At 69.1% G+C, this 22,683-nt stretch carries 20 protein-coding genes; 8 read left to right on the forward strand and 12 right to left on the reverse strand.

Annotated elements, in window-relative coordinates; all coding sequences use genetic code 11:
• Positions 1 to 26: 26 nt before the first annotated feature.
• Positions 27 to 602: a hypothetical protein gene (locus tag QHF89_RS27215; RefSeq protein ID WP_136970606.1), complete on the forward strand. Its 576-nt coding sequence runs from the start codon at positions 27 to 29 to the stop codon at positions 600 to 602.
• On the opposite strand, the gene QHF89_RS27220 is transcribed toward QHF89_RS27215, so the two are convergent.
• The 4 genes from QHF89_RS27220 to QHF89_RS27235 all read right to left on the reverse strand — a co-directional run bounded on the left by QHF89_RS27220 (position 599) and on the right by QHF89_RS27235 (position 5,628).
• Positions 599 to 1,735 carry a peptidase MA family metallohydrolase gene (locus tag QHF89_RS27220; protein ID WP_136970605.1) on the reverse strand — a complete coding sequence of 379 codons (1,137 nt, stop codon included), beginning with the start codon at positions 1,733 to 1,735 and terminating at the stop codon, positions 599 to 601. The genes QHF89_RS27215 and QHF89_RS27220 overlap by 4 nt on opposite strands.
• Positions 1,732 to 2,517, reverse strand: a complete 786-nt coding sequence (locus QHF89_RS27225; protein ID WP_136970604.1) for a hypothetical protein — start codon at positions 2,515 to 2,517, stop codon at positions 1,732 to 1,734. The genes QHF89_RS27220 and QHF89_RS27225 overlap by 4 nt, the downstream gene beginning before the upstream one ends.
• Positions 2,518 to 2,583: 66 nt before the next feature.
• Positions 2,584 to 3,720, reverse strand: a complete 1,137-nt coding sequence (locus QHF89_RS27230) for a hypothetical protein (protein ID WP_136970603.1) — start codon at positions 3,718 to 3,720, stop codon at positions 2,584 to 2,586.
• A 123-nt stretch (positions 3,721 to 3,843) separates the two neighbouring features.
• On the reverse strand, positions 3,844 to 5,628 hold the full coding sequence (locus QHF89_RS27235) for a PE-PGRS family protein (protein WP_284720991.1): 1,785 nt from the start codon (positions 5,626 to 5,628) through the stop codon (positions 3,844 to 3,846).
• Positions 5,629 to 5,900: 272 nt separating this feature from the next.
• Between QHF89_RS27235 and QHF89_RS27240 the strand changes: the two genes are divergently transcribed.
• Entirely contained in the window at positions 5,901 to 7,034 is a 1,134-nt protein-coding gene (locus QHF89_RS27240) for a vWA domain-containing protein (protein WP_136970602.1), read from the forward strand.
• Between the two features lie 51 nt (positions 7,035 to 7,085).
• Here QHF89_RS27240 and QHF89_RS27245 read toward each other — a convergent pair whose 3' ends face one another.
• The 4 genes from QHF89_RS27245 to QHF89_RS27260 form a co-directional block, all read right to left on the reverse strand.
• Positions 7,086 to 8,555 carry an HAD-IG family 5'-nucleotidase gene (locus QHF89_RS27245; protein ID WP_136970601.1) on the reverse strand — a complete coding sequence of 490 codons (1,470 nt, stop codon included), beginning with the start codon at positions 8,553 to 8,555 and terminating at the stop codon, positions 7,086 to 7,088.
• Positions 8,556 to 8,590: 35 nt separating this feature from the next.
• Entirely contained in the window at positions 8,591 to 10,573 is a 1,983-nt protein-coding gene (locus QHF89_RS27250; protein WP_136970600.1) for an alpha/beta hydrolase family protein, read from the reverse strand.
• 49 nt (positions 10,574 to 10,622) lie between these two features.
• Complete coding sequence (locus QHF89_RS27255; RefSeq protein ID WP_136970599.1) at positions 10,623 to 11,579, reverse strand: MBL fold metallo-hydrolase; 957 nt, start codon at positions 11,577 to 11,579, stop codon at positions 10,623 to 10,625.
• A gap of 145 nt (positions 11,580 to 11,724) precedes the next feature.
• Complete coding sequence (locus tag QHF89_RS27260; protein WP_136970598.1) at positions 11,725 to 12,549, reverse strand: hypothetical protein; 825 nt, start codon at positions 12,547 to 12,549, stop codon at positions 11,725 to 11,727.
• Positions 12,550 to 12,942: 393 nt separating this feature from the next.
• Here QHF89_RS27260 and QHF89_RS27265 point away from each other — a divergent pair, with 393 nt between their 5' ends.
• The 3 genes from QHF89_RS27265 (at position 12,943) to QHF89_RS27275 (ending at position 15,108) form a co-directional block, all read left to right on the forward strand.
• Positions 12,943 to 13,818 (forward strand): serine/threonine-protein kinase, encoded by an 876-nt coding sequence (locus QHF89_RS27265; RefSeq protein ID WP_284720992.1) that lies wholly within the window; start codon positions 12,943 to 12,945, stop codon positions 13,816 to 13,818.
• Positions 13,819 to 14,066: 248 nt separating this feature from the next.
• A complete protein-coding gene (locus tag QHF89_RS27270) occupies positions 14,067 to 14,396 on the forward strand; it encodes a hypothetical protein (protein ID WP_136970596.1) in 330 nt (109 codons plus the stop codon).
• A gap of 7 nt (positions 14,397 to 14,403) precedes the next feature.
• Positions 14,404 to 15,108 carry a DUF6968 family protein gene (locus tag QHF89_RS27275; RefSeq protein ID WP_136970595.1) on the forward strand — a complete coding sequence of 235 codons (705 nt, stop codon included), beginning with the start codon at positions 14,404 to 14,406 and terminating at the stop codon, positions 15,106 to 15,108.
• Here QHF89_RS27275 and QHF89_RS27280 read toward each other — a convergent pair.
• The 3 genes from QHF89_RS27280 to QHF89_RS27290 form a co-directional block, all read right to left on the reverse strand.
• Positions 15,097 to 15,687, reverse strand: a complete 591-nt coding sequence (locus QHF89_RS27280) for an alpha-ketoglutarate-dependent dioxygenase AlkB family protein (RefSeq protein ID WP_136970594.1) — start codon at positions 15,685 to 15,687, stop codon at positions 15,097 to 15,099. The genes QHF89_RS27275 and QHF89_RS27280 overlap by 12 nt on opposite strands.
• Positions 15,674 to 15,904: a hypothetical protein gene (locus tag QHF89_RS27285; protein WP_136970593.1), complete on the reverse strand. Its 231-nt coding sequence runs from the start codon at positions 15,902 to 15,904 to the stop codon at positions 15,674 to 15,676. Before QHF89_RS27285 ends, QHF89_RS27280 begins: the two co-directional genes overlap by 14 nt.
• A 101-nt stretch (positions 15,905 to 16,005) precedes the next feature.
• Complete coding sequence (locus tag QHF89_RS27290) at positions 16,006 to 16,737, reverse strand: protein-L-isoaspartate(D-aspartate) O-methyltransferase (protein ID WP_284720993.1); 732 nt, start codon at positions 16,735 to 16,737, stop codon at positions 16,006 to 16,008.
• A 155-nt stretch (positions 16,738 to 16,892) separates the two neighbouring features.
• Between QHF89_RS27290 and QHF89_RS27295 the strand changes: the two genes are divergently transcribed.
• A complete protein-coding gene (locus QHF89_RS27295) occupies positions 16,893 to 17,489 on the forward strand; it encodes a DUF4384 domain-containing protein (RefSeq protein ID WP_136970591.1) in 597 nt (198 codons plus the stop codon).
• Between the two features lie 57 nt (positions 17,490 to 17,546).
• On the opposite strand, the gene QHF89_RS27300 is transcribed toward QHF89_RS27295, so the two are convergent.
• On the reverse strand, positions 17,547 to 18,158 hold the full coding sequence (locus tag QHF89_RS27300; protein ID WP_136932221.1) for an SRPBCC family protein: 612 nt from the start codon (positions 18,156 to 18,158) through the stop codon (positions 17,547 to 17,549).
• Between the two features lie 95 nt (positions 18,159 to 18,253).
• Between QHF89_RS27300 and QHF89_RS27305 the strand changes: the two genes are divergently transcribed.
• Both QHF89_RS27305 and QHF89_RS27310 read left to right on the forward strand, forming a co-directional pair.
• Positions 18,254 to 18,817: a prolyl hydroxylase family protein gene (locus tag QHF89_RS27305; protein ID WP_136970590.1), complete on the forward strand. Its 564-nt coding sequence runs from the start codon at positions 18,254 to 18,256 to the stop codon at positions 18,815 to 18,817.
• 7 nt (positions 18,818 to 18,824) lie between these two features.
• A complete protein-coding gene (locus QHF89_RS27310; protein WP_136970589.1) occupies positions 18,825 to 22,643 on the forward strand; it encodes a protein kinase domain-containing protein in 3,819 nt (1,272 codons plus the stop codon).
• The last annotated feature ends 40 nt before the right edge of the window (positions 22,644 to 22,683 follow it).

Consider the following 22,683-nt stretch of genomic DNA (forward strand, 5'->3'; position numbering starts at 1 on the left):
GCGAAAGCGGATACGGGGGTTCTGGCATGAACGCGATGATCTCGGCGCGTCCGTGGGTTTTGGCGTGTCTCCTGTCGCTTTTCACGGTCGCGTGTGGGCCGTCCTGGCAAGTGGTGGCCAAGGCCGTGCCGAATCCGTTCGTGAACCAGCGCAGCTTCGCAGTGGAGCCCGTGCACTTCGAAGGGGTCCAGATCGGCGAAAAGAGCGAGGCGGAGTACCAGGCGTCGAAGGACGGCGATCAGCAGGCGAGCTGGGACGAGGACAAGCGGGCGTTCGCCGGTGAATTCGGCCGGGAGCTCGCCGAGGAGCTGCCCGAGGTCCAGTTCGTGTCCGCGCCCGCGCCGAGCCCGTTCGTGGTGCGGCCGGTGGTCACCTTCATCGAGCCGGGGTTTTACGCCTACGTCGCGGCGCGTCCCTCGGAGGTGCGGATGACGCTGGAGATCTGGGGCGCGGGGAACCAGCGCCTCGACGTGCTTCAGTTTCGCGCCGTCGTGCCCGCCACGATGACGAACCCGTCGAGCGGCGGCCGTTTGCGCAGCGCCGGCGAGATGCTGGGCGCGCAGGTGGCGGACTACCTGCGGACGCGCGTCTTCCCGGATTAATGCAGCGTGTGCCAGTCGCCGTCGTGCTCCACCTTGGGCACCTCGGCCTCCGGCGGGAACGTCTTGCCGAGGTCCTCGCGCTCGCTGCCGTCGATGCGCTCGAGGAGGAGCGGCGCGGGCGCAGGGCGCGGGAGCGGGCGGCTCGGGGGTTCCATGGGGAGCGGCCGCGGCTCTTTGCGCGGCGTGGGCATCGTCGTCCCCGCGCGCCGGCGCTCGAACACGCGCCGCACGAAGAGGACCAGCGCGCAGAGCGCCCAGATCCCGATCCCCGCGAGGAACACCGGCAAAAACCCGTACCGCCGCGCGAGATCTTCCCGCCACTTCCGTTCGAGCTGCGCGAGCGGCGCCTCGTGCGCGGCCGCGAGCGCCTGCTCGAACGGCTCGCCGCTCCGCGCCCGATCGAGCGCCCCCACGAACGCCGATCGGCGAGGTTTGTCCGTGAGGAAACGCGCGAGGTCCGCGGCCTGCGCATACGCGAGTGACGTCTCCGGCGCGTCGGCCGGCAGGCCTCCTTCGAGCGCCGCGATCCCGTGCAGGCGCCTTTGCAGCGTGGCGAGGAGGAGCGCCTGCGCGCGGATCGCCGACGCCTCGCCCGCCACGTGCGCGGCGAACCCCTCGTGCAGCCAGAGCGGCGCGGGCTTGTGGTCGAGCGCCTCGTCGAGCGCCACGTGCGCGAGCGCGTGCGGAAGGGCCACGGCGAGATCCGTCGGCTCCAGCGATCGATGCGAGCCGAGGCTCGTCACCACGAGCCGCTGCTTCGAGAAGGCGAGCGCCGGCGCATACCCGGGCACGTCCTCCATCGGGCCGAGCGAGCGCACCTCCTCGGGCACTGCGGCCACGCGGATCTCCACCGCGCCGAGGACCTCCCGCCCGAGCAGCTCGCCCATGGCCTTTCGCGCCCGGAGCACCGCGGGGATCGCGGCGCGCACGCGCTCGTGCGCGGAGGGGTGATACGCGAACGTGAGGCCTGCCTCCTGAAGCTCCAGGTATCCCGTGGGGCGCGCGGGCACGTCGGCGCGTGGATCCGTCACGGCCGGCGCGTCGTGCGGGCGCGAGGGCGCGGCGAACGCGTCCGCGGCGACGAGCCACGACGCCACCGACACGACGACGAGCGCCCGCGACCCCGCTCTCACGGCGCGACCTGCCCTTTCAGCCGCACCGTGCCCGTCGAATCTTCCGTCACCTTCGACGTGATCAGCACTGCGGCGCCCGCGGCCACGATCGCGCCGAGCGGGCCCCAGAACCAGGCCGACTTGTAGAACGGCTTGCGCGTCGGCTCCTCCGGCTTCGGCGGGGCGGGCGTGCTGGTTTGTTTCGGCGCGATCGGCGGAGGCGACGCGGCCTGCGGCACGATCACGAGCTTTCGCAGCGTCGCCGCGGCGCCGGGCCACGTGTAGCGGATCTCCCCGGCCTCGCTTCGTTCGATCGTCGGCCCGAACTCGATCGACTCGTACCTCGCCGTTCCCACGCGGAGCACGCGCGCGACGGGGCGATCGCCGGCCATCGACACGGCGACCACGATCTCGGCCTTCTGCTCGGCGCCGAGCGAGGCGAGCAGCCTGCGGCTCGGGGCGTCGTCGTTCGCCGTGAGCGCGCTCCGCACCTCGGCGAGCTCGCGCTCCTTCGCGGGGGCGTCCGGCGCGGCGGCTTCACCGGCGAGCAGCCGCGCCGCCCGGTCGTCGAGGCCCGGCCGGAGCACGTCATCCCGGTAGATCTCGCGCGCGAGCGGCTTGGCCGCGGCCTCCACGCCGCTCCCGATCGCCACGACGACCGCCCCGCGGCCTGCCGGTGCTGGTGCCGGCGCCGCCGCCGTCTCCGAGCCTCGCGCCTCGGGCTCCGCCGCCAGGCTCACGCCTGGGGAGCCGAGCCACATCCCGCACCCGGCGAGGGTAAGGGCGAGCACACGAGAACGCATGTGCGGATTTTACGGACGACCTATCGCCCCGTCAAAGTGTTTTTCGGGGGCGCCGGCCCATTCTGCTCACAGCTCGCGCTGGTAGACGCGATATTTCTTGTAAATGCGGCCGCCCATCAGCCGGATCCCCGCATTGATGGCCGCGTTGTCCTCGAGTGTCCACGAGAGCTCGCCTCGTTCGAGGCCGAGCAGGTGGGCGGAGCGGTTCATCGCGACGTAGAGGAACGCGGAGAGCCCCGCGTACTTGCGCACGTGCCGGTACTTCTTCTTGATGCCGAGGATGATGAGCCGCCCGCTCTTCGGCCCCTTCACGCGCAGCCGATAGAGGAGCTTCGCCACGTTGAACGGAAAGAGTTTTCCGTCGAAATCGCGGATCACCTCGTTGATGTTCGGCAGCGCGAGCGCCACCGCGGCCGGCTCGCCGTCGATCGAGACGAGGTAGGTGATCTCGGGGAACAGGATGAGCTTCATGTCGGCCGCCATCTTGGCGAGTTCACGCTCCGAGAGCGGCACGAAGCCCCAGTTGTCGCTCCACGCGTCATTGAAGATGTCCATGAGGACGCGGACCTCTTCGCCGAAATGCGCGGGGTCCAAGTGGCGGACCGTCACCTCGGGCATGCCGAGGACCTCGTCGTGCGCCTTCTGCGCGCGCGTCGGGACCGAGCCGACGTCGTACGTCCACGCATAGAAGTCCTTGAGCTTCGCGAGGCCCGCCTGCTCGATGAGCCCGCCCTGGTAGGGCCGGTGGTGGGGCATCATGATCATCGGGGGCGTATCGAAGCCCTCGACGAGGCAGCCGAGTTCCTCGTTGATGTTCAGCGAGATCGGCCCGCGCAGGAGCTTCATCCCCCGGGCGCGGTTCCAGTCCGCGGCCTTTTCGAGCAGGGCCCGCGCGACCTCCGGGTCATCCAGCGTATCGAGGAACCCGAAGAACCCGGCCGCGTCCTTGTGCCGTTCGAGGTGCGTGTGGTCGATCTGCGCCGTGATACGCCCGACGCGGCGCCCATCCCGGTAGGCGACGAACGCCTGCGCGTCGCCGTGGTCGAAGAACGGGTTCTTCTTCCGGTCGAGCCGGTCCTCGATGTCCATGTCGAGGGGACGCACCCAGGCCGGATCGTCCGCGTAGATCTCCCGCGCGACGTCGAGGAAATCCCGCCGCCGCTTCTTGTCCTTCTCGCCAAGCTCGACGATCTCGATGGCCATTGCCCGCCGTCCGTACCGTTCGGAGGCCGGCGACGCAAGAGGAAACGAGGGAACATGGAACGAAATGGGGCCGCCCGCGTACGGACCGCCCCATTTCGCTCTCGCCGCGCGAAGCGCGCCGCTTCAGTTGATCTGGATGTTGAACCCGGAGGTGCCGTTCAGGCCCTTGCCGCCCACGCCGCCCTCGGGGTTCGTCCCGCCGTTCGCGCCGAGGCCGACCGCGCCCGTCGAGCAGCTATTGCCGTCGAACGTGAACGTGACGCCGCTGGTGCGCGCGAGGCACGCGCTCGGGCCGCCGCCGCCGCCGCCGCCGGCACCGCCGGCCGAGCCCTTTCCGCCGTTGCCGCCCTTGCCGCCGGGACCGCTGTCGTCGTTGTGCGCGCCGCCGTTGCCGCCGACGCCGCCGTTTTGTCCCAGCGCGCCATTGCCGCCGAGCCCGCCGTTGCCGCCGGCGCTCGTCTGGATCTCGTTCTTCGCCACGGTGACCTTGCCGGACACCGCGAACACGCCAAAGCTCCCGCCGCCGCCGAAGCCACCCTTGCCGGCATTGCCGCCCTTGCCGCCGCAGCCGCCGCTGCCGCCGCCGCCGCCCTTGTCCCAGTCACCCAAGCAGAACCCGCCGCCGCTGCCGCCGCCGCCGCCACCCCCGCCGCCGCCGCCCTTGGCGGTCTGGGCGTTCATTCCGTCGGTGCCGTGCGCCGGCCGATAGAAATGGTCCTGCACGCCGCCGAGCGTCGCGCCGCCCTGGCCCGCCTGTCCTTGCGGGGAATCTGCGCCGTTTTGCCCGGTCCCGCCGGCCGGTCCGGCGCCGCCGATGGCGGGCGTGCAGCCGTTCCACGCGGCGCCGCCGCCGCCCGACGTTCCACCGAATCCGGACGAGCCGGCCTGACCGTTGTTCTCGTTCGCCCCGCCGTCGCCGCCCTTCCCGCCGGGCGCGTCGCATACCGGCGCTGCGCCGCCGATGCCGGAGTTTTGGTTTTTCTGGGCCCCGGCCGACCCGGTGAGCCCGCCGGGCGCCTGCGATTGCGCTTGCGCCGCTCCGTTCGTGCCGGCGTCCCCGCTGGTCCCGCCGCCGATCACCATCTTGTTGTACCGCACGAAAAGCTCGCCCACGCCGCCGCCGAGCCGCACACCGTACGTGCTCGCGCCCGAGCCCTGCGGCGTCGAGGACTCGATCGTGATTCCTTCGATGTGCGTCTCTTGATCGATTTGCGGCGCGTAGAACACCGTGCCCACGGCCTTCACCGTGGTCGTCACCGCCGCGGATCGCCGGAAGCGGAAATCGGCATTGTTATGATCGAATCCGCCGTAAATGTTGATACCCGAGACCACGGTCACGGCCTCGTTGTAAATCTCGCCCGAAAGGCAGACCGACGGGACGCCCTTCGACTGCGCCTGCTGAATGGCCGCGGCGATCGTCTTCATCGGGTCCTGCCGCGTGCCTGGGCTCGCGTCATTCCCCGCGCCGGCGGAGACGTAGATGCACTGCTCGGCGACGCCGTCCGTCCCGTCGCAGTTGTCGTCCTTGTATCCGTCGTCGATCGGGTCTTTGTCGGCGCTCACCAGCGTGCACTGATATTCGCAGCCGCACTGGGCTCCCGTGAGCGGGTTTCCGTCCACGTCCCAGGTGCCCGCGGGGCAGCCCATGGAGCATGGATCTACCATCCCGCCGCCCGTTCCGCCGCCGCCCGCGCCGCCCATCCCTCCAGCGCCGCCCGCGCCGCCCATCCCGCCTTCGCCGCCTGCGCCGCCCGAGCCGCTCGAGGCACTCGCCGAGCTCGAGCTCGACCCCGAGCCGCCGCCCGCGCCGCCGCCCGCGCCCCCTGCGCCGGCATCGCCGCCCGATCCTCCGTCGCCGCCCCCGTTGCCGGATCCGCCGATGCCGCCGGTGATGCCTCCGGACGTCACGGACCCGCCCTCGGCGCAGCCTGCGACCGAAACGGCCCCTACCAAACCGACCAAACCCAGTGTCGTACCAAGAAGAAGACGCGCGCGCATGCCTGAATCTTTCTCTCCCGCACCATCGGTTGGCAAGGAATTTCTTCCATTTCGACGAACGCCGTACAGCCCGAATGTGATCGTCCGACCCAGGCCCTCCGGGGACGTCGCAAAATGCGACGCGGGTGCGAGCTTCCCGGCTCGGGTTGACGTCTCTCCCCTCGATCGGGCACCATCCAGACATGAACCGTATCCACGCCGCTTTGCTTGTTCTATCGGCATGCGCCCTCGGCGTTGCCTGTGCGCCCGACTCGAACCTGCCTCCCTCGGGCAATCCCGCCGGCGCCGGCGCCGGGAGCGCGGGCGGCTCGGGTGGCGCGGGCGGCATGGGCACGGGCGGAGATATCTTCGTCGGCAGCGGCGGAAGCAGCAGCTCCAGCGGCGTCGTGGATCCAGGCTGCGGACTCCTCACCGAGCAAGGAAAGTCCGTGCCGCTCTCGCTCTACATCGCGTTCGACAAGTCGAGCTCGATGGTCGGAACGAAGTGGAACAGCGCCGAGGCGGGGCTCGCGGCGTTCGTCAACGATCCGAACTCGGCGGGCACCTCGGTCGCGCTCAATTTTTTCCCCCTGCCCGCCGAGTCCACCTGTGATCAGATGCTCTACAAGCCGCCGGTCGTGCCCTTCGGTGAGCTGCCGGCGAACGCCGAGCCGATCATTCAAGCCATCGCCGCCGAGGATCCGAACGGCTTCAAGACCCCGATCTACCCGGCGCTCGGCGGCGCCCTCCTTGCCTGCGCCGACGCATTGCAGCAAAAGCCGGGGACGGGGTGCGCCGTGCTCCTTGTCACGGACGGGCAGCCGGCCGGGCCCGCGCCTGTGTGCAGCGGCGTCAATCCGGAGGACCCGCAGGTCATCGCGAACCTCGCGGCGACGGGCCTCTCGCAATTCAAGGTCCGCACGTTCGTGATTGGCCTCCCGGGCGTCACGCAGGATACGGTGAACCTCATCGCGGCGTCGGGCGGCACCGATTCGGCCATCCTCGTTGGCAGCGTGAACGTCCAGGTCGAGTTTCAGAATGCGCTCGCGAAGGCCCGCGGCAAGGCCTTGCCCTGCGATTACGAGATTCCGACGAAGGTCTCGGGGGGCGAGGTCGATCCGGGCTTCGTGAACGTGCTCTTCACGCCGTCGAGCGGCGGCGAGCCGCAGACGATCCTCCAGGACAAGGAGTGCACGAACGGCCTCGGCTGGTATTACGACAATCCCGTCGTCCCCTCGAAGATATCGTTTTGCCCGGCCACCTGCGACGCCGTCCGCAAGGACTTCGGCGCGAAGGTGCAAATCGCCCTCGGCTGCAAGACCGAGGTGGCCAAGTAAAACCCTGGGCGCGCGGCGGGGACGAATCTCCGCGCCGCGCGCCTCCAGCGGTCAAGGCCCCGGGTTCGGGCTCGGCGCTTCTCCGGAGGGATCGTGCGGCAGGCTCCCGCGGCGGGAGCGGAAATATGAATACGGCGTGTAGCGCAGAAAATTCGAGACGCGCGACGTGTAAATGTCGGCCGAGCGCTCGATCTGCCGCGCCAGGTGGCTCTTGTCGTTGCCCGTGCGCAGGAGCAGGCCCCAGCGCGAGTTCGAGACCTCGGCCGCCGCTTTCGCGAGCGGGGCGATTCGATCGTCGAGCTCCGCGAGCGCCGTCTTCAGCGCGCCGAGCCGCGCGAGGACCTCGTCGCACGAGGGGGCGTCCTCGGGCAAACCATACTCTTCCCTGTGCCGCTGGGCGAGCAGCCGGAGCTGGCAGGAGGCGAGCTCGAGCGCCTCTTTTTCCTCCATCAATGCGCCGAGCCGCGCCTCGTCCACGCGGGATGCATAGGCCGCCCGCACCTCTTCTTCGAGCTCCCACAGAATGAGCGCCGTCCGCCAGCGCAGGACGCTCTTCGACACCCGCACGTCGCCCCAGATGTGGTCCCCCACGTACAGGATCTCGTCCCCCGAGATCCCGAGCGAGCGCTCCACCTGCGTCGCGTCCCCGCCGAGGTACGAGCCGCCTTCCTTGAGCGGACCGATCCACGGCCGGAGCAGCCCGTCCTCGCTCACGACCTCGAAGAGCGGCGATTTCTGCATGAAGAAATCGGGCTTCCGCGCCTGCACGATCACCACGTCGAAGAGATTCCGCCACCGCATCCCGTTCGGCAAGAATCGTTCGAATGCATAACGCATCATCGCGTCCGTGTAGCCCCACTCCGAGTTCGTGATGAGCAGGAGCTTTTTCCCGGCCCGCTGCTGGTCGAGCAGCGCGAGCGGCGCCTCCGGGTCGAGCACCACGAACCGGTCCGGATCCGCGATGATCTCGGCCTTCAAGCGGCCCTCCATATGCGCCTCGTCGAGGCCGCTCTTCACGAGCCGATAAAGCTGCTCGTAGCCTGTCCCGGCCGGCATCTTTCCCGCGTCCGCGAGGTCGACGAGCTGGGCGTACATGCACGCCTCGGAGAGCGAGAAGAGCGTGTTCAGAAAGACGAACCGCGGCTCGGCGAGGTCGATGATCGTCCGCGCGTACGCTGCGCGCATCGGTTCGAAATCGAGCAGCGACGTCCCGTGCATCGCGCGCTTCACGTAACCGAAGCGGTTCACCTTGAGCAGGTTGCCGAGCTCCGTGTCGATGATGAGCCCCCGGATCACGAGCTCCGGATCGAAGCGGAGATCCTCCACCGGATACCCATGCGCGAGCAGCCGCGTCCGCAGGTGCTCGTACGCCAGGCGCTCCCACTCCTCCACCCGGTAATGGATGAGCGTGTAGTCCATGTCGTAGCCGATCGCCTTGATCGACCGCATGTTCATGGTCCGGTTGCAAAAGATGCCCCGCTCGCGCGGCGGCTTGCCCGGCAGACCGTCGAAATACGACATTCCTCGAACTCTCCTCGAACCCTGCGACTCGTCCTTCAGTAGGGCGGCTTCGCCGTCGCGTACGGCTCGGCGAGCCCTGTCTGGAAAAACTCCACGTATTGCGCCTGTCCCTCCGGCGAGAAGATGAGCTCGCCATGCACGGCGAGCTTCGTCCCCTCGATCCGGTCGAACTGCGACATCACCAGCGTCGAGCCGGTCTTGCCGTTGCCCGTCAGCGGCCCCTCGGCGACGGGCAGGCCGCTCACCGGGCGGATCGCATTCATGAGCGTCATGCCCGAGGCCCGCGCGAGCGCTTCGCTGGTCGAGTTCGGGACGATCGTGTCGTTCATGACCACCTGCAAGAGCACGTCGCGCGGCTTCGATTCCGGTGCGCCCGGCAGAGGTTCGCCCGACGCGAACCGAGCGTAGTTGATCGGATCGCCCGGGTCCACGATCGCCTGCGTGACGGCGAAGAAACGGGCGAGCGCGCCGTCCGGCGTCTTGGGTGGACGCATCGCGTCGACGAGCAGGCCGAACGTGCCGGAGTCCCGCAGCAGCATCATGAGCCCGTCGCCGCCCACGTTCCAGACAGCTTGCCGGATCTCGGGCGCGAGCGCGAGGATCGTTGGCCCCTGCACGGACCCGAACGAATGGCCGATGTAGAGGATCCGCGAGGTATCGAGGTCGGGCACGCCGTCCGGCGCGCCGACGGGCAGGACGTCGAGCGAGCCGAGCGAATCGACGAGCCGCACGAGCTCGAGCTGATCCGAGGCCATTTGCCGGAAGTTGTCGCGCGCCTTGCCTATGTCGAATTCGCCCGTCGCGCTGTCGATGCCGAAGAAGCCGAACGCGGCGAACAGGGCATTCTGGTCCGGCTTTTTCGCGCGCGAGCCGTGCTCGGGCGAGTCGATCCCGAAGACGGCCGCGCCGTTCGGGTGAATCGCCGCGAGCCTCTGGGCCGTGCCCCACGTGCCGTCCTTGTCCCCGCCGAGCCCGTGCCCGTAAATGACGACCGGCCTCTTGCCGCTCACCTCCGCCTTCGAGAACGCCAGGAACACGTCGAGCCCGACCTTCTTGTTCGCGACGGGCGTCCCTCCCTCGAAGGACCATTTCCCCGTCTCGCCGCGATATTCGGGCGCCTCGTACACGCCCCGAAAACGCACGCGCCCGCCCGGCTCGGCCGGCGTCTCGACTTCGAAGGGCGTGAGCAGCGCAGGCGTCGGGGATTTCCGCGCGGCGACGCCCATCGCCTCGATCCCGGCGCGCACCGTGGCCGTGGTGAAAGCGGTCGCGAGCACGACGTCTTCGGCATGGAAGAGCCCGCCCGTCCGCGCCTCCGTGATGGCCTTGCGCACCTCGTCGCCGTAGTCGCCCTCGGCCGTGCCTCCGAGGAGCGCCTGCATGTCCGGCGATCGCCGCACGGGGGCACCGTCATCCCCGCGGAGCGCGTTCGTCGCGACGAACAGATACCGTGTCCCGGGACGGAGCGGCGTGGCGGGCTCCGCGACCAAGGTGAAATCGTCCGGGTAAAACCCATCGTCGGGCTGCGGGAACCAGCGGGGGATCAGCCCGACGGGTTTTCCTTGCTCGGGCGAGTCCGGGTCCACGTCGACGAGGTAGAGCGGCGCGCCGGGCTTTTTGTAGTCCTCCGCGTCGAGGATGGGCCCGAGCAGCGGCGGCTCCGCGTACGGCGCGAGCACGAGCGGACGCGCGTCGATGGGGCCGCTGAAATTCACCACGACGCCGCCCACCGTGGAGAAACCATCCATTTCGTTCAGGAGATCGACCGTGCCCTGGTAGCTGGTCACGAGCGAATCGGCCGCCGTGTCCGGCCCGATCCGCACGCGCCGGCCCGTGGCCGTGGCCGCGTCGGCCGTCGTGTATCGGTCGGACGGGTAGGGCGAGAGGACCGTCTCGGCGGGCTTGCCGTAGAGCGCGACGACGCCGGTCTCCGGCGGCACGGGCAGCTCCACGGGGTCGCTGCAGGCGGAGAGGAGCAGGGCGGCGAGGGGAAAGGAGAAGGCAAGGGCGCGGCGCACGAACGCAGCCTACCAGAAACCGCGCCCGGCCGCAGGCCGTTGATCCCGATCAGGGCATCTTGCAGGCCATGAAATAATTCGAGGTGCCGAACGAGAGCAGGCCGTCTCCGCCCCAGGTGGGGTACGCCTCTTTGAGCTTCGTCACGGCCTCGTCGGCCGTCGTCGCGACATCGAGGATCGGCTTTGCGTCGCTCAAGTACTTCTTGTCCTCATCGATGACGGCGGCCGTGGCCTTTTCGCCGTGGCCCGGATAAAACGTCGTGAAGCCCTTCCCGGCGAGGGCGTCGAGGTTCTTGATCCAGCCGTCGAAGTTGCACTCCGCGAGCCAGAGGTGCTCTTTGTTGTAAAGGAGATCGCCTGCAAAAAATGCCTTTTGCTCGTTCAGCGCGAGCCCCGCGGCTTCCACGCTCTCGCCCGCGTCGCCGATCTCCACGACGTCGAGTGTATGCCCGTCGACCGTGATCGTGGTCCCTGCAAGCGCGGCGAAGGCGACGACCTTGTCGGGCACCTGGCCGGGGAAGTTCGTCTGGGCGAACGCGAGCGTGCCGTCCTTCTTCGCGTTGTAATCGGCGAGGACCGCGGCCGTCGTCACGAACTTCGCGTCCGGGAACGCCGCGCGGATGACCTCCATCCCGAGGTAATGGTCGGGGTGGGCGTGCGTGAGCCAGACGGTGGTGAGCTTCTTGTTCGTGCCTTTGACGAGGTCGACGACCTTTTGCGCCTCCGCGGTGAAGAACTGGCCATCGACGAGGACGACCTCGGTCGGGCCCACGATGAGGTGCGAGTCGACGCCGAATCCATCGGGCGAGACGTGCGTCTTCACTTCGATCTCCGAGTCGCCGCCGCCGGCGCCTCCGTTTCCGCCGCTGCCACCACTGCCGCCGCTGCCGCCCGAGCCCGACGAGGAGGACGAGGTTGTATTGTTGGTATTGTTCGTATCGTCGCCACAAGCCACGACCGCGAGCGCCGCGCCGAGGCCGAGCGCGAGCCAAAGACCCTGCTTCATGGTGAATTCGCTCCTTGGAAGGATGAAAGCACCGCGAAGCTAATGGGCACCGATACGACTGTCAAACGAGGAACGTATTGGCGTGAGCGATGTCACGCATGCAGGGCGTGAATGGGAGAATGGGGGGGTGCGGTTGGCCGATGCGTCAGCCGCCTGTGGATTCGCCTCCGCCCGGCGGCGGCTCCTCGGCCGCGCCCTCGGACCTCGCCTTGCGGGCCGCGCGCCCCGCCGTGACGAGCGACGGATACGGCGCCGCGCCGCCCTCCTTCCGCCAGAGCCATGCCGCGGTGGTGGTCGCCTCCCCATAAAGTCCGAGGAGGAGCGTCCAGGCGCGCTGGACCCGCTCGGTCCAGAGCGCTTGCTCCGTGCTGCGGGACGTGGCGAGCTCCGCCAAGATCCGGTGGGACAGCTCGTCCGCGCGCGTGGCGTCCTCGACGCTGTAATGGACTTTGTCGTTTTCGAGCTGGTTCTTCTCGGTGCGGTAGAGCCTGGCGAGTCGGGCGAGGTCCTGGGCGAGGTCGCGGTACCCCGTGCCGACGCGGATATCGGCGATCTCGCGGCCGGTGGGCGTGGCCGGGTCGAAGTGGTACTCGCCAACCTTGAGCATCCGCGCCTTGAGCGTGGTGGCGTCGTCGACGAGCTCGACGGGGAGCTTGGCCTCCGTGCCCTGGGCATTGGCGGAGAGGAGGCTCGTGGCCGTATACCAGGCCGCGAGCGCCGCGGCTTCGAGGTCGTCTATGGCGGCGATATCGAAGAACTCCTTGGGCAAGAGCTCGAAGCGCGCGCGCGCCTGGGGCGCCGAGAGCTCGCGGGCAATGCCGAGGGCGACGATGGCCGCGGCGTCGACGCTGGTGTTCGGTGATTGGAGGCCATCTTTGGGGAGCTGGGCGAGGCGCGGCAGGAGTTTTTCGAAGGCGGCCTTGGCGGCGTCGTGGTCGACCGGTGGTTTTTTCTTTTGGGGAGGACTCATGGTGGGGGACGCTACCATGGAGGGGAGCCGCGACGGTAGAGGCTCGGCGAAGCGCGGGAGGCCAGATCGGCGTCGCGAGGCTCCCGCGAGCCCGCGGCAGACCCAGGGCGACCCCCCGAGGGCTCGCGGGAGCCCCGGGGCGGTCGATGGATGACGGGATTTGAGAGGCGGCAAACCTCCGAAGGTCGAGGCTCGATCACCGGAGCGCTGGAGGGAGCGGGAGGGACGTCGACGGGGGATTGCCGCGGGCTCGCGGGAGCCGTGGCGGGCGTGGGTGTCACATCCTTGATATGCGGTCGGGCGAACTTAAGTTGCGCGCCCCAACGAGCTCGACAGAGGCGCCCCGGACGGGCCGCCTCGCGCGCAGGTTTCGCCTGGACATACGGTCCTCGCGTGGCTGTTGGCGATTCGCACACGCTGGAGGACAAGATGCACCTGGACACAACACTGCCGCCGAACCAGTTTCGCTTCAAGTACGGTCGTCTTCTCGGAGAGGGCGGCCTCGGCAGGGTCGATGAGATCGTGATTGCCCTGTCGAACTGTGTAGGCCTGCAACCTGGGCAGCGGCTCGCGTGCAAGCGGCTCAATGATAGCTGGAAGGATCACCCGGTCATGCGCCAGCGGTTCGAGCGGGAGATCGCAGCCCTCAAGGCCATGTCGCACACGGCGATCGTCGCGTACCAGGGCGAGAACCTTGGTGATAGCCTGGAACGATTCTACATCATGCCCCTCTACCCCAAAAGCCTCCGCGATCTGCTCGGTGGCTACCCGGACGGGATCGAGGCGGGCTATATCGCCGGGCTCGGCGCGCGACTCGCGGATGCACTCCAGTATGCGCACAACCTGGGCTTCATCCATCGGGACCTCAAACCCGAGAACGTCCTCATGGACGCCCAGAACAACCCCGTCATCGCCGATTGGGGACTCGGGTACTTCGTGCACAAACACTCCAAGGTGCTGAAACCGCTCACCATGGGCGGAATGGGGACCGAGTACTATTGCTCGCTGGAGCAGTGGAACACCGGCAAGTGTGATAACCGCGGTGACGTCTACTCGCTTGGCATCATGCTCGCAGAGTTGCTAACGGGGCGGCAAACGCCGATCAACCCGGTTGGCGGCGGCATCCGGCTTAACGTCCTCGCCGGATACACCGAGCATGAGCAGCGATTCAACGCGCTGATTCAGCGGATGACATACGTCGTGCCCTCCGGGCGACCGTCAAGCATGGCCGAGGTGGCGACCGAACTCTGGGCGCTCGCGAACTGGTAGCGCGCGTCCATGGCGCGTCGCGCTACCTGCGTACCTAAACTGGCGTGCGTCGCACTTTTCTAGACGACGCGTGCATCTTCCTGTCGTTGTCCGGAGCATCGGGTCACAGCCCGCGGAGGCGCAGCGCACGCGCCGCCACGTCGAGCGGCTCCCGCAGCCCGCGCGGCGAGCGGGAATCTAGACGTTTGTCGGTGGCTCCTGTTAACGTCCTTTCTGCGTGTTGAGAAGACGCACCAGGGAAGAAAAACATGGCGAAGCTGATCTTGGGGCTCGGGGCGCTTGTTCTGTACGGGTCGTTCGGTATGGCGTCGGGCGTCGCTGACGTCCGACCGGAGTCACCTGCCTCGTCGTTGACGTCGACGGAGGCTGATCCAAGAGAACCGGAGATTCGCGAGGGAGCCGCGGTACGGACGGGAGGAATCAGCGAGGAGGAGCGCGAGCGCCGTGTGCAGGAATGTGAGACGCTGTTCGAGGCGTGCCGCGATTGGTGCACGAGAGGCAAGCTTGGCCGCCAATGCTACGCGGAGTGCAGTGCAAAGCTCGGCGATTGCATGAAGAAAATCCCCTATGCGGATTGAGGACCCGATGGCCGTTCTCACCACACGCGTGCTCCAGTACCGCAGCGATAACGGCGTCGTGAAGGACGTCACCCTGACGGTATTTACCCCACGCAAGACGGACCAGGATGACTGGGAGTGCGGATTCCAGTTCAGCCCGCCGCCCAACCAGAGGACCATCCACGTGAGGGGCGTCGACGCCATTCAGGCGCTCCTGAGCTGCCTCACGGTCGCCCGCAGCTACATCGAGCATCCCACGGAGGAACGGTCGAGCTGGCAAGGGATGGTTCATGCGGGCCTGCCGCGTTTCGCCGAGAAACCTGAGGCGTACCAGCCCCCCACCGTCCCCCCATTCGAGGAGAATCCTGGGGGCCTCGAACCTCTCGCCGTCGGCATCCTCGGCTGCCCCGATGAGACCGGTCGCGCGCGCGCGTTGGCCCTCACGGTGTACAAGCCGCTTCGCGCCGACGACGGAACGTGGAAATGCGCGTTCGTCCTTGGTTCGCCCGTCGACGAGCCTGTTCGTCATGGCATGGGCGACGACTTCATCGAGGCGCTTCTGGATGGCCTCGCCCTGGCGCGCGCGACCTACGAAGCCATGATTCCGGAAGGCTGGGAGGTGCCGCTTTCCGATGAATTCTTGGAGCCCACGTTCTTGCCCTACAAGGAGGGCCGATCCTACGCGATGGAACCGACCAGCGACCCCGACATGCCCGATTTCTCAGCCGCCTGACCCAAAAATCCGCCGAAACGTCAAATTCATCCTCGCCTCCCGCCCGGCCTGCTTCGGCACCCCGTGCCGATAATGGTGCTGCGTCGTCCCCGCCATCACGAGCAGATTCCCCTCGCCGAGCTCGAGCGTCACCTTCTCCCCGCCCTTGTGCTTCGGTTCCAGGACGAACTTCCTTCGCGCTCCGAGCGACAGGGACGCGATCACCGGGTTTTCCCCGAGCTCGGGCTCGTCGTCGGCGTGTTTACCCATCGAATCGTCGCCGTCTCTGTAGTGGTTCACGAGCACGCTGTTGAACGTGCAGCCGGCCGCCGCCTCGACCCGCGCGCGCAGCGCCGAGAGCGCCGGCGTCCAGGGGTTCGGCGTGAGCGACAGGCCCGAATACGTGTACGAGGCGCCCGCATCCCCGTGCCAGGCCGAGAGGCGCGGCTGCAAGATCGATTTGCCGAAGAGCCGGATCGTTTGCTGCTGGAAGGGGACCTCCGCGAGCAGCGCGGGAAACGAGGCGTCTGCCTCGCTCCGCGTGAGAAACGGGTCGTGGAAGAGGAGGAATCCTCCGCGCTGGAGCTCAATCCTTGTCACGCGGGTACGCCCCTCCGCGCGGCGTTCGGCGCGCCGCGATCGCGATCGTCCCCGCGCCGCCCGCGAGGAGCAGCGCGCCCGGGCGCGACGAGCCCGCGAGCGCGAGGCCCGAGATGACGCAAAACAAACCGAACGCGAGCGTCGGACCGGAGAGCCGTCCGTCCTCGGGCGAGCCTTCGGGGGGCACCGTGGGCCTCATGCGGTACGGATGCGCCATACGTCCATCGTACCAGGGCGAAGGGCCGAATGGTATGGGGTTTGGGGCGTAACGCGGCTCGTCCGCGTGGAGCCCCAATCGTCAAGCGGGACGAATGAAGTTTACCTGCCGTCCGCGCGGGCCCAGCCGTCCTCGCCGACGAGCGGGACGAACCGCACGGCGCCGAGGTTTTGCTCGGAGAACACGCCGTCTTCCGAGCCCCGCGTGACGAGGACGAGCTCTTGCTGATGTTCGTCCGGCCCGACCGGAATCACCATGCGGCCGCCCGGCGCGAGCTGGTGCAAAAGCGCCTTCGGTACACGTGGCCCGCTCGCCGTCACCGCGATGGCATCATAAGGTGCGCGTTCGGGATAACCTCGGGTGCCATCTCCAGTGACCACCCAGATGTTTCCGTACCGCAGCGACGCGAGCCGCGCGGCGGCCTCGGCGGCGAGGAGCGGGTGGCGCTCGACGGTGACGACCTCGCGCGCGAGCTCGGCGAGCACCGCCGCGGCGTACCCCGAGCCCGCGCCGATCTCGAGGACCCGCGCATCCGGCCCGATCTGCAGGGCCTGCGCGGTGAGCGCGACGATGTACGGCTGCGAGATCGTCTGGCCTTCGGCGATTGGCACCGGTCTGTCGAGGTACGCCTCGTGCTCGCGCTCGGCAGGCACGAAGGCATGCCGCGGGACGCGACGCATCGCATCGAGCACCCGCGCGTCCTGGATGTCGCGGCTTGCGAGTTGTTCGGCCACCATGTGGTGACGCGCTTGCTCCATCGGATCCATGGCGGGGACGCGCTCGACGCAATCGTCGTGCCGAGCTCCTTTCGTGCGGGACGTCAAGAAGAGCACGCTCGAAGCGGCGGCACCACGTCCTTAGGTGCGCGGGGCTTGGCGCGGGTCCGCCGAGCTGTGGCCCCAAACCCCGCGAGGAGGTCTCGCTCACGCGAGGAGGCATGTTCGTCGCGCTAGGGTTTTTCGGCGCTCCGCCATAGAATGCGTCTGCGATGGTGACCAGGAGCAGCGCGAAGGGCGGCACGATGAAGACCAAGGGGACGACGAAGGGCGGGGTCAAGGGCGCGGCGAAGAAGGCGACGAAGGGGGCGGCCAAGGCGCCCGCGAAGGGCGTGGCAAAGAAGGCGAAGGCCGCGGCCAGGGCGGCGAAGGGCAGCGCGACGGCGAAGATCGAGGCGAGGGCGAAGGCGGCGGCGAGGGCCGCGGCCGCGGCGCCGGTGGAGCTCATCGACGAGCCGCCGCCGAGCCTCATGGGTCGGCCGTTTCGGCGCCTCGCGTGGGGCTACGCGCTCCTCAGCGAGATGCGCGACGAGGCGATGAACGAGTTCGACGTCGAGGCGGGCACGAAGGTCGCGATCGAGGGCGAGCTCGATCGGCTCGCGTACGTGTACGTCGTGCAGATCGCGGCGGAGGATCGGTCGGTGGAGATCCTTTATCCGCCGAAGGGCGGGGCGCGCCGCATGCGCCCGGGCACGAAGACGCGTATCCCCGGCGGCTCGGGCTGGATCGTGACCACGAAGAAAGGCAAGATCCGCACGATCGCCTCGTCCGCCCCGATCACGGACGTGACCACCCTCGGCATCGACTGACCCGTCCTCCGCCTCCTCCTCACCCCTCCCGATCGAGAAAAGGCGCGGCCGCGCGCGTCAAGGCCGCGGCCCCCGCCGATCCTCGACATGGCGCCGTAAGAGCTCCGGCGTCTGCAATGCATACGTGCGGATCTTCTCCTGGAAGAGGAGCTTGATCACGCCGAATTCGAGGTGCAGGAGGGCGCCATAGGTGAGCAGGGTTTTCCCGCCGTCGGCGGGGTCGACCCGGAAAAACCCCCAGCAATCGCCGATGTCGTGGGGCCGCGTCGGGTCCATCCAGAATCGGACGAGCGACGGGGTTTCCCGGCGCGCGCGTACGGTGTATTCGCCCGCGACCGTGGCGCCGCCCTGGCGGAGCGTCAGGAAAAAATCGTCGCCCTTGCGGCCGACCAGGCGCGCGTCCTGCGTGAGCGGGAAAATATACCGATACGCGCCCGGGTCGAGCAGCACGGCCATGACTTCGGCCGGCGGGGCCGCGATGATCACGTACCCGAGGCCGCCAATGAAATCGCCCTCCGGAAGCTCGACGTCGAAGGTCCGCTTGACGACCTCGCCCCGCGCGAGGCGGGCTTTTTCGTCCGTCGTGAGGGCGCCGGCGTGCGCGCGGCCCGGTAGCCCGAGGACGAGGGCGCAGAGGACCGCGAGGAGGGCGAGGAGGCGGCGCGCCATGTCCCCCCACGGTGAGGTCGCGTCGGTCCCGGCGCAAGCCCCGCGTCGACGACGAAGGGCCCCTTCCGCCCTGCGCCCGCGTATACTCCCCTCCCATGTACGCCGGTCACCTCGACTTGACGCAGCCCCTCGTCTGGACCGTGGACGACGCGCTCTCGTCCGCCGACTGCGACGCGTATATCGAGCGCATGCGGACGGGGCACGCAGAGATCGCGCCGATCGTGGGCGAGGACGGGGAGCCCGAGGTCGATCTCGGGGTCCGCAACAACACGCGCGTGATGTGGGACGACGCGGCGGAGGCCGACGGGCTCGTCGCGCGGGTCGCGCCGCACGTGCCGAAGCTCTTGATGGGCATGAAGCTCGCGGGCGGCAACCCGCGCGTCCGTCTGTATCGATACGGCCCCGGCGAGCAACACGGTGCGCACTGGGACACGGTCGTGCACCTCGACGGCGGCGTGCGCAGCCTGGTCACGCTCGTTTTTTATCTGAACGACGACTTCGAGGGCGGCGAGACCGATTTTCCGGAACTCGAACGGCGCGTCACCCCGCGGCGCGGGCGCGCATTGATGTTCCAGCACCGGATCCTCCATATCGCGAGCCAGGTGGCCCGCGGTGAGAAGTTCGTCCTGCGCACGGACATCCTTTACAGTCCGGGGTGAGGCGCGCATGCGGAGCGGCGACATCGTGGACGGGCGGTTCGAGCTGGAGTCGCGGGCGAGCACCGGCGGCATGGGGACCATCTGGCGCGCCCGCGAGCTCGCGACGAACGAGGCCGTGGCGCTGAAGGTCCTGCGCGATCCCGAGCACGGCGCCGAGCGATTCCTGTCGGAGGCGCGTATCCTCGCGCGGCTCGAACATCCGTGCATCGTGCGGCACGTCGGGCACGGGCTCACGGCCCTCGGCGAGCCGTACCTCGTGATGGAGTGGCTCTCGGGCGAGGACCTCGCCACGCGCCTCGCGCGCGCGCCGCTCGAAATCGACGCAGGCCTCGCGCTCGTGCGCAACGTCGCGGATGGGCTCGCCGCGGCGCACGCGCGCGGCATCGTTCATCGGGACATCAAGCCGAGCAACATCTTCCTCGTCGGCCGGCGCGTCGATCGCATCAAGCTTCTCGATTTCGGCATCGCGCGCGCGTCGACCGGCTCGACCCTGCACACGCGCTCGAGCTCGGTGCTCGGAACGCCCGGCTACATGGCGCCGGAGCAAGCACGCGGCGACGGGGTCGTGGGGCCGCGGGCCGATGTGTTCTCGCTCGGCTGCGTGCTCTTCGAGTGTTTGGCAGGACGACCCGCATTTCAGGGTTCGCACCCGATGGCGCTGCTCGCGAAGCTCTTGCTCGAAGAGCCGCCCGAGCTCGCGGTCGTGCGGCCCGAGGTCTCCTCCGCCGTGTCGAGCCTTTGCACACGTATGCTTTCAAAGGATCCGGGGGAGCGGCCGGACGACGGGGCGGCCCTCGTGGCCGAGCTGTCCGCGATCGGCGGGATTTCTTCGTCGAGCTCGCCGTCCGTGCGGAGCATGACGCCGTCGCGGCTCAGCGAGCGGGAGCGGCGGCTGCTCTCGATCGTGGCGATCGCAGGCACCGCGCGCGGCGCGCTCGTGGAGGTTCGTCGTATCGCGGAGCCGCTCGGCGCGTTCGTGGATACGCTCGCCGGGGGCACGATCTTGATGGTGTTGCCCGGCGTGGGGAGCCCGGCCGATCAGGTGCTGCGGGCGGCGCGCGCCGCGCTGGCGATTCAGGCGGCCTCGGCGGACCGGACGCTCGCGCTCGTCACGGGCCGCAGCGATCTCGCCGATCGGCTCCCCGTCGGGGATCTCGTCGAGCTCGTGGCATTGCTGCTCGATCGCGCGCGCGAGGACGGTCGGCCCGGGGTGATCGTCGACGAGGTCACGCGCGCGCTGCTCGATCCACGCTTCGAGGTGCAAGAGCACGCCGGGCATGCGTGGCTGCTCTCCGAGCACGCGCGCGGCGAGGAGAGGCGCACGCTGCTCGGCCATCCGAGCCCGTTCGTCGGCCGCGAGCGCGAGCTCACCACGCTGATGGATCTCCTGCAGCAAGAGTTCGACGAGCAGCGCGCGCAGTCCGTGCTCGTGACGGCGCCCGCGGGGATGGGGAAGTCCCGATTGCGGCAGGAGCTCATCACGAAGCTGCAAGGCAACGTGCCGGAGCTGTGTTTGGCGGTCGGTCGCGCCGATGCGATGCGCTCGGGCGCCGCGTTTTCGGTGATCGCGTCGGCGCTGCGGATGCTCATGCAGATCGAGGTCGGCGAGCGGCGCGAGGTGCAGCAGGAGAAGGTCTCGTCGGCGGTGCGCGCGCTCTTGTCGGGAGAAGCGGCAACGCGGACGGCGCCATTCCTGGGCGAACTCGTGGGGGCGGCGTTCCCGGACGAACGCCATCCCCTGCTCCGATCGGCCCGTGAGAATGCGCCGCTCATGGCGGGCCGGATCGAGTCGGCCTGGGTCGAGTTCATGCGCGCCGCGGCCCGGAAGGGGCCGACGCTGCTCGTGCTGGAGGATTTGCACTGGGGGGATGGTTCGTCCGTGAAGCTCGTGGATACGACGCTGCGCGAGCTGCGGGACGAGCCGTTTGCGGTGGTCGCGTTTGCCCGGCCCGAGGTGCACGATTTGTTTCCGCGAATCTGGGCGGAGCGGACGCACGAGGTCCGGCTTGGACCCTTGCCGCGCCGCGCGGCCGCCGCGCTGGTGCGCGCCGCGCTCGGGGCCGACGTCGATGATGTGCTCGTGACGGGGCTCGTGGCGCGGTCGGAGGGCAATGCGTTTTACCTGGAGGAGCTTGTCCGGGCCTTCACGGAGGGGCGCAGCAGCGGCGCGTTGCCGGAGACGGTGCTCGGGATGGTCGAGGCCCGGCTCGCCGCGCTCCCGCCGGACGTGCGCCATTTTTTGCGCGCGGCGAGCGTCTACGGGGAGGTGTTCTGGCCGAATGGGGTGCGGCGGCTGCTCGGCGGTCGCAGGCCGGTGAACGTGGACGCCGCCCTCGATTATGCCGTGGCGCGCGAATTCGTGACGCGCCGGAATTCACGGCGGTTCGTCGGCGAGGAGGAGTATGCGTTCCGGCACGCGCTCCTGCGGGAGGGGGCGTATGCGATGTTGACGGAGCGGGACCGCGCGCTCGGGCACGGGCTCGCGGGCGCGTGGCTCGAGCGCGTGGGCGAGCCGGATCCCTCGGTGCTGGCGATGCATTTCGAGCGCGGCGGGCAGGGGGAGAAGGCGGCGTACTGGCACGCGCGGGCAGCGCAGACGGCGATGCGCGGCAATGACCTCCAGGCAGGCGTGCGGGCCGTCGAGCGGGGCCTCGCGGCCGGGCCGACGGACGAGGTGGCGACGGATCTCTGGGCGCTCCGGGCCCGCATCGCGTCGGCCTCGGGCGATTACGAGGCCTCGCTCGCCGCGGCTGAAGAGGCTTTGCGCCGTACGACCCCCGGATCCGTGGCCCATTGCATCGCGCTGGAGGGGGCCATCGGCGGCGCGATGCTGCTCGGCAGGCACGATACGTTGCAGGACCTGAGCCGGCGTGTTTTGCAGACGGAGCCCGCGCCGAATGCGCTCTCCGCGCTGGCGCGGGCGCTCGCGCCGCTCATCGCCGCGCTCGCGGCGAGCGGGAACGGCGACGCGTTTGTGTTCCTGGAAAAACTACGCGCGACGATGGGGGCCGGCATCGAGGTGGAGCCGTCGAGGGCCGGGGCGCTCGCGTATGCGTCGGCGATGGTGGAGAAGAACCTCGGTCGCAATCCGTGGCTTTCGAGGCAACACGCGCTCGACGCCGTGCGATCGCTGGAGCAGGCCGGGGAGCGTCACATCGTGCCGATCGTGACGGGGATGCTCGTCGGCATTTGCACGGACCTCGGCGCGTTCGAGGAGGCCGAGTCGTGGCTCGACCGCACGGAGGCGCGCGCGTCGAGCATGGCGGCGAACGTGGTCGCGGCGTACCTCGCCCAGCTCAGGCTCGCGCAAGGCCGCTTCGAGGAGGCCATCACGGTGTCGCGCTCCGTGGCGGAGCGGGTGCACGGCAAGGACGGCAACGTGGTCAGCACGCTCGGCGCGATGACGCTGATCGAGGCGCATATCGAGCGCGGCGACGTGGAGGAGGCGGCGGCGAGGATCGAGGCAACGAGCAGCCGCGGAAACCTGATCGTCAGCGCCTCGTGCGCGTGGTTCCGGTCGAGGGTCCTGCTCGCGCGGGGTCGGCCCGCCGAAGCGGTGCACGTGGCTCGGGAGGCGCTCGCGCTCCATCGGCAGATCGGCCCGCGCGGGGTGGAGCGTGTGCTCCTCACGCTCGCCGAGGCCCTCATGGCGGCCGGGGACACGGAGGCGGCGAAGGCGACGTTGCGCGAGGCGGCCGACGAGCTTTCCGCGCGCGAGGCGGCGATCGGAGATCCCTCCTACCGCCGGCATTTTGGAGAGCGGGTCCCCGGGAATGTGCGCATTCGAAGGCTCGCGGGCGCGTGGCTCGGGGGGCCTCCGCAATGACCGTCGGTGACGGGTCGATGTCACCCGCGTAGACAACATG

Origin of the sequence: Polyangium sorediatum, assembly GCF_029946465.1 — a bacterium.
Lineage (GTDB): Bacteria > Myxococcota_A > Polyangia > Polyangiales > Polyangiaceae > Polyangium > Polyangium fumosum.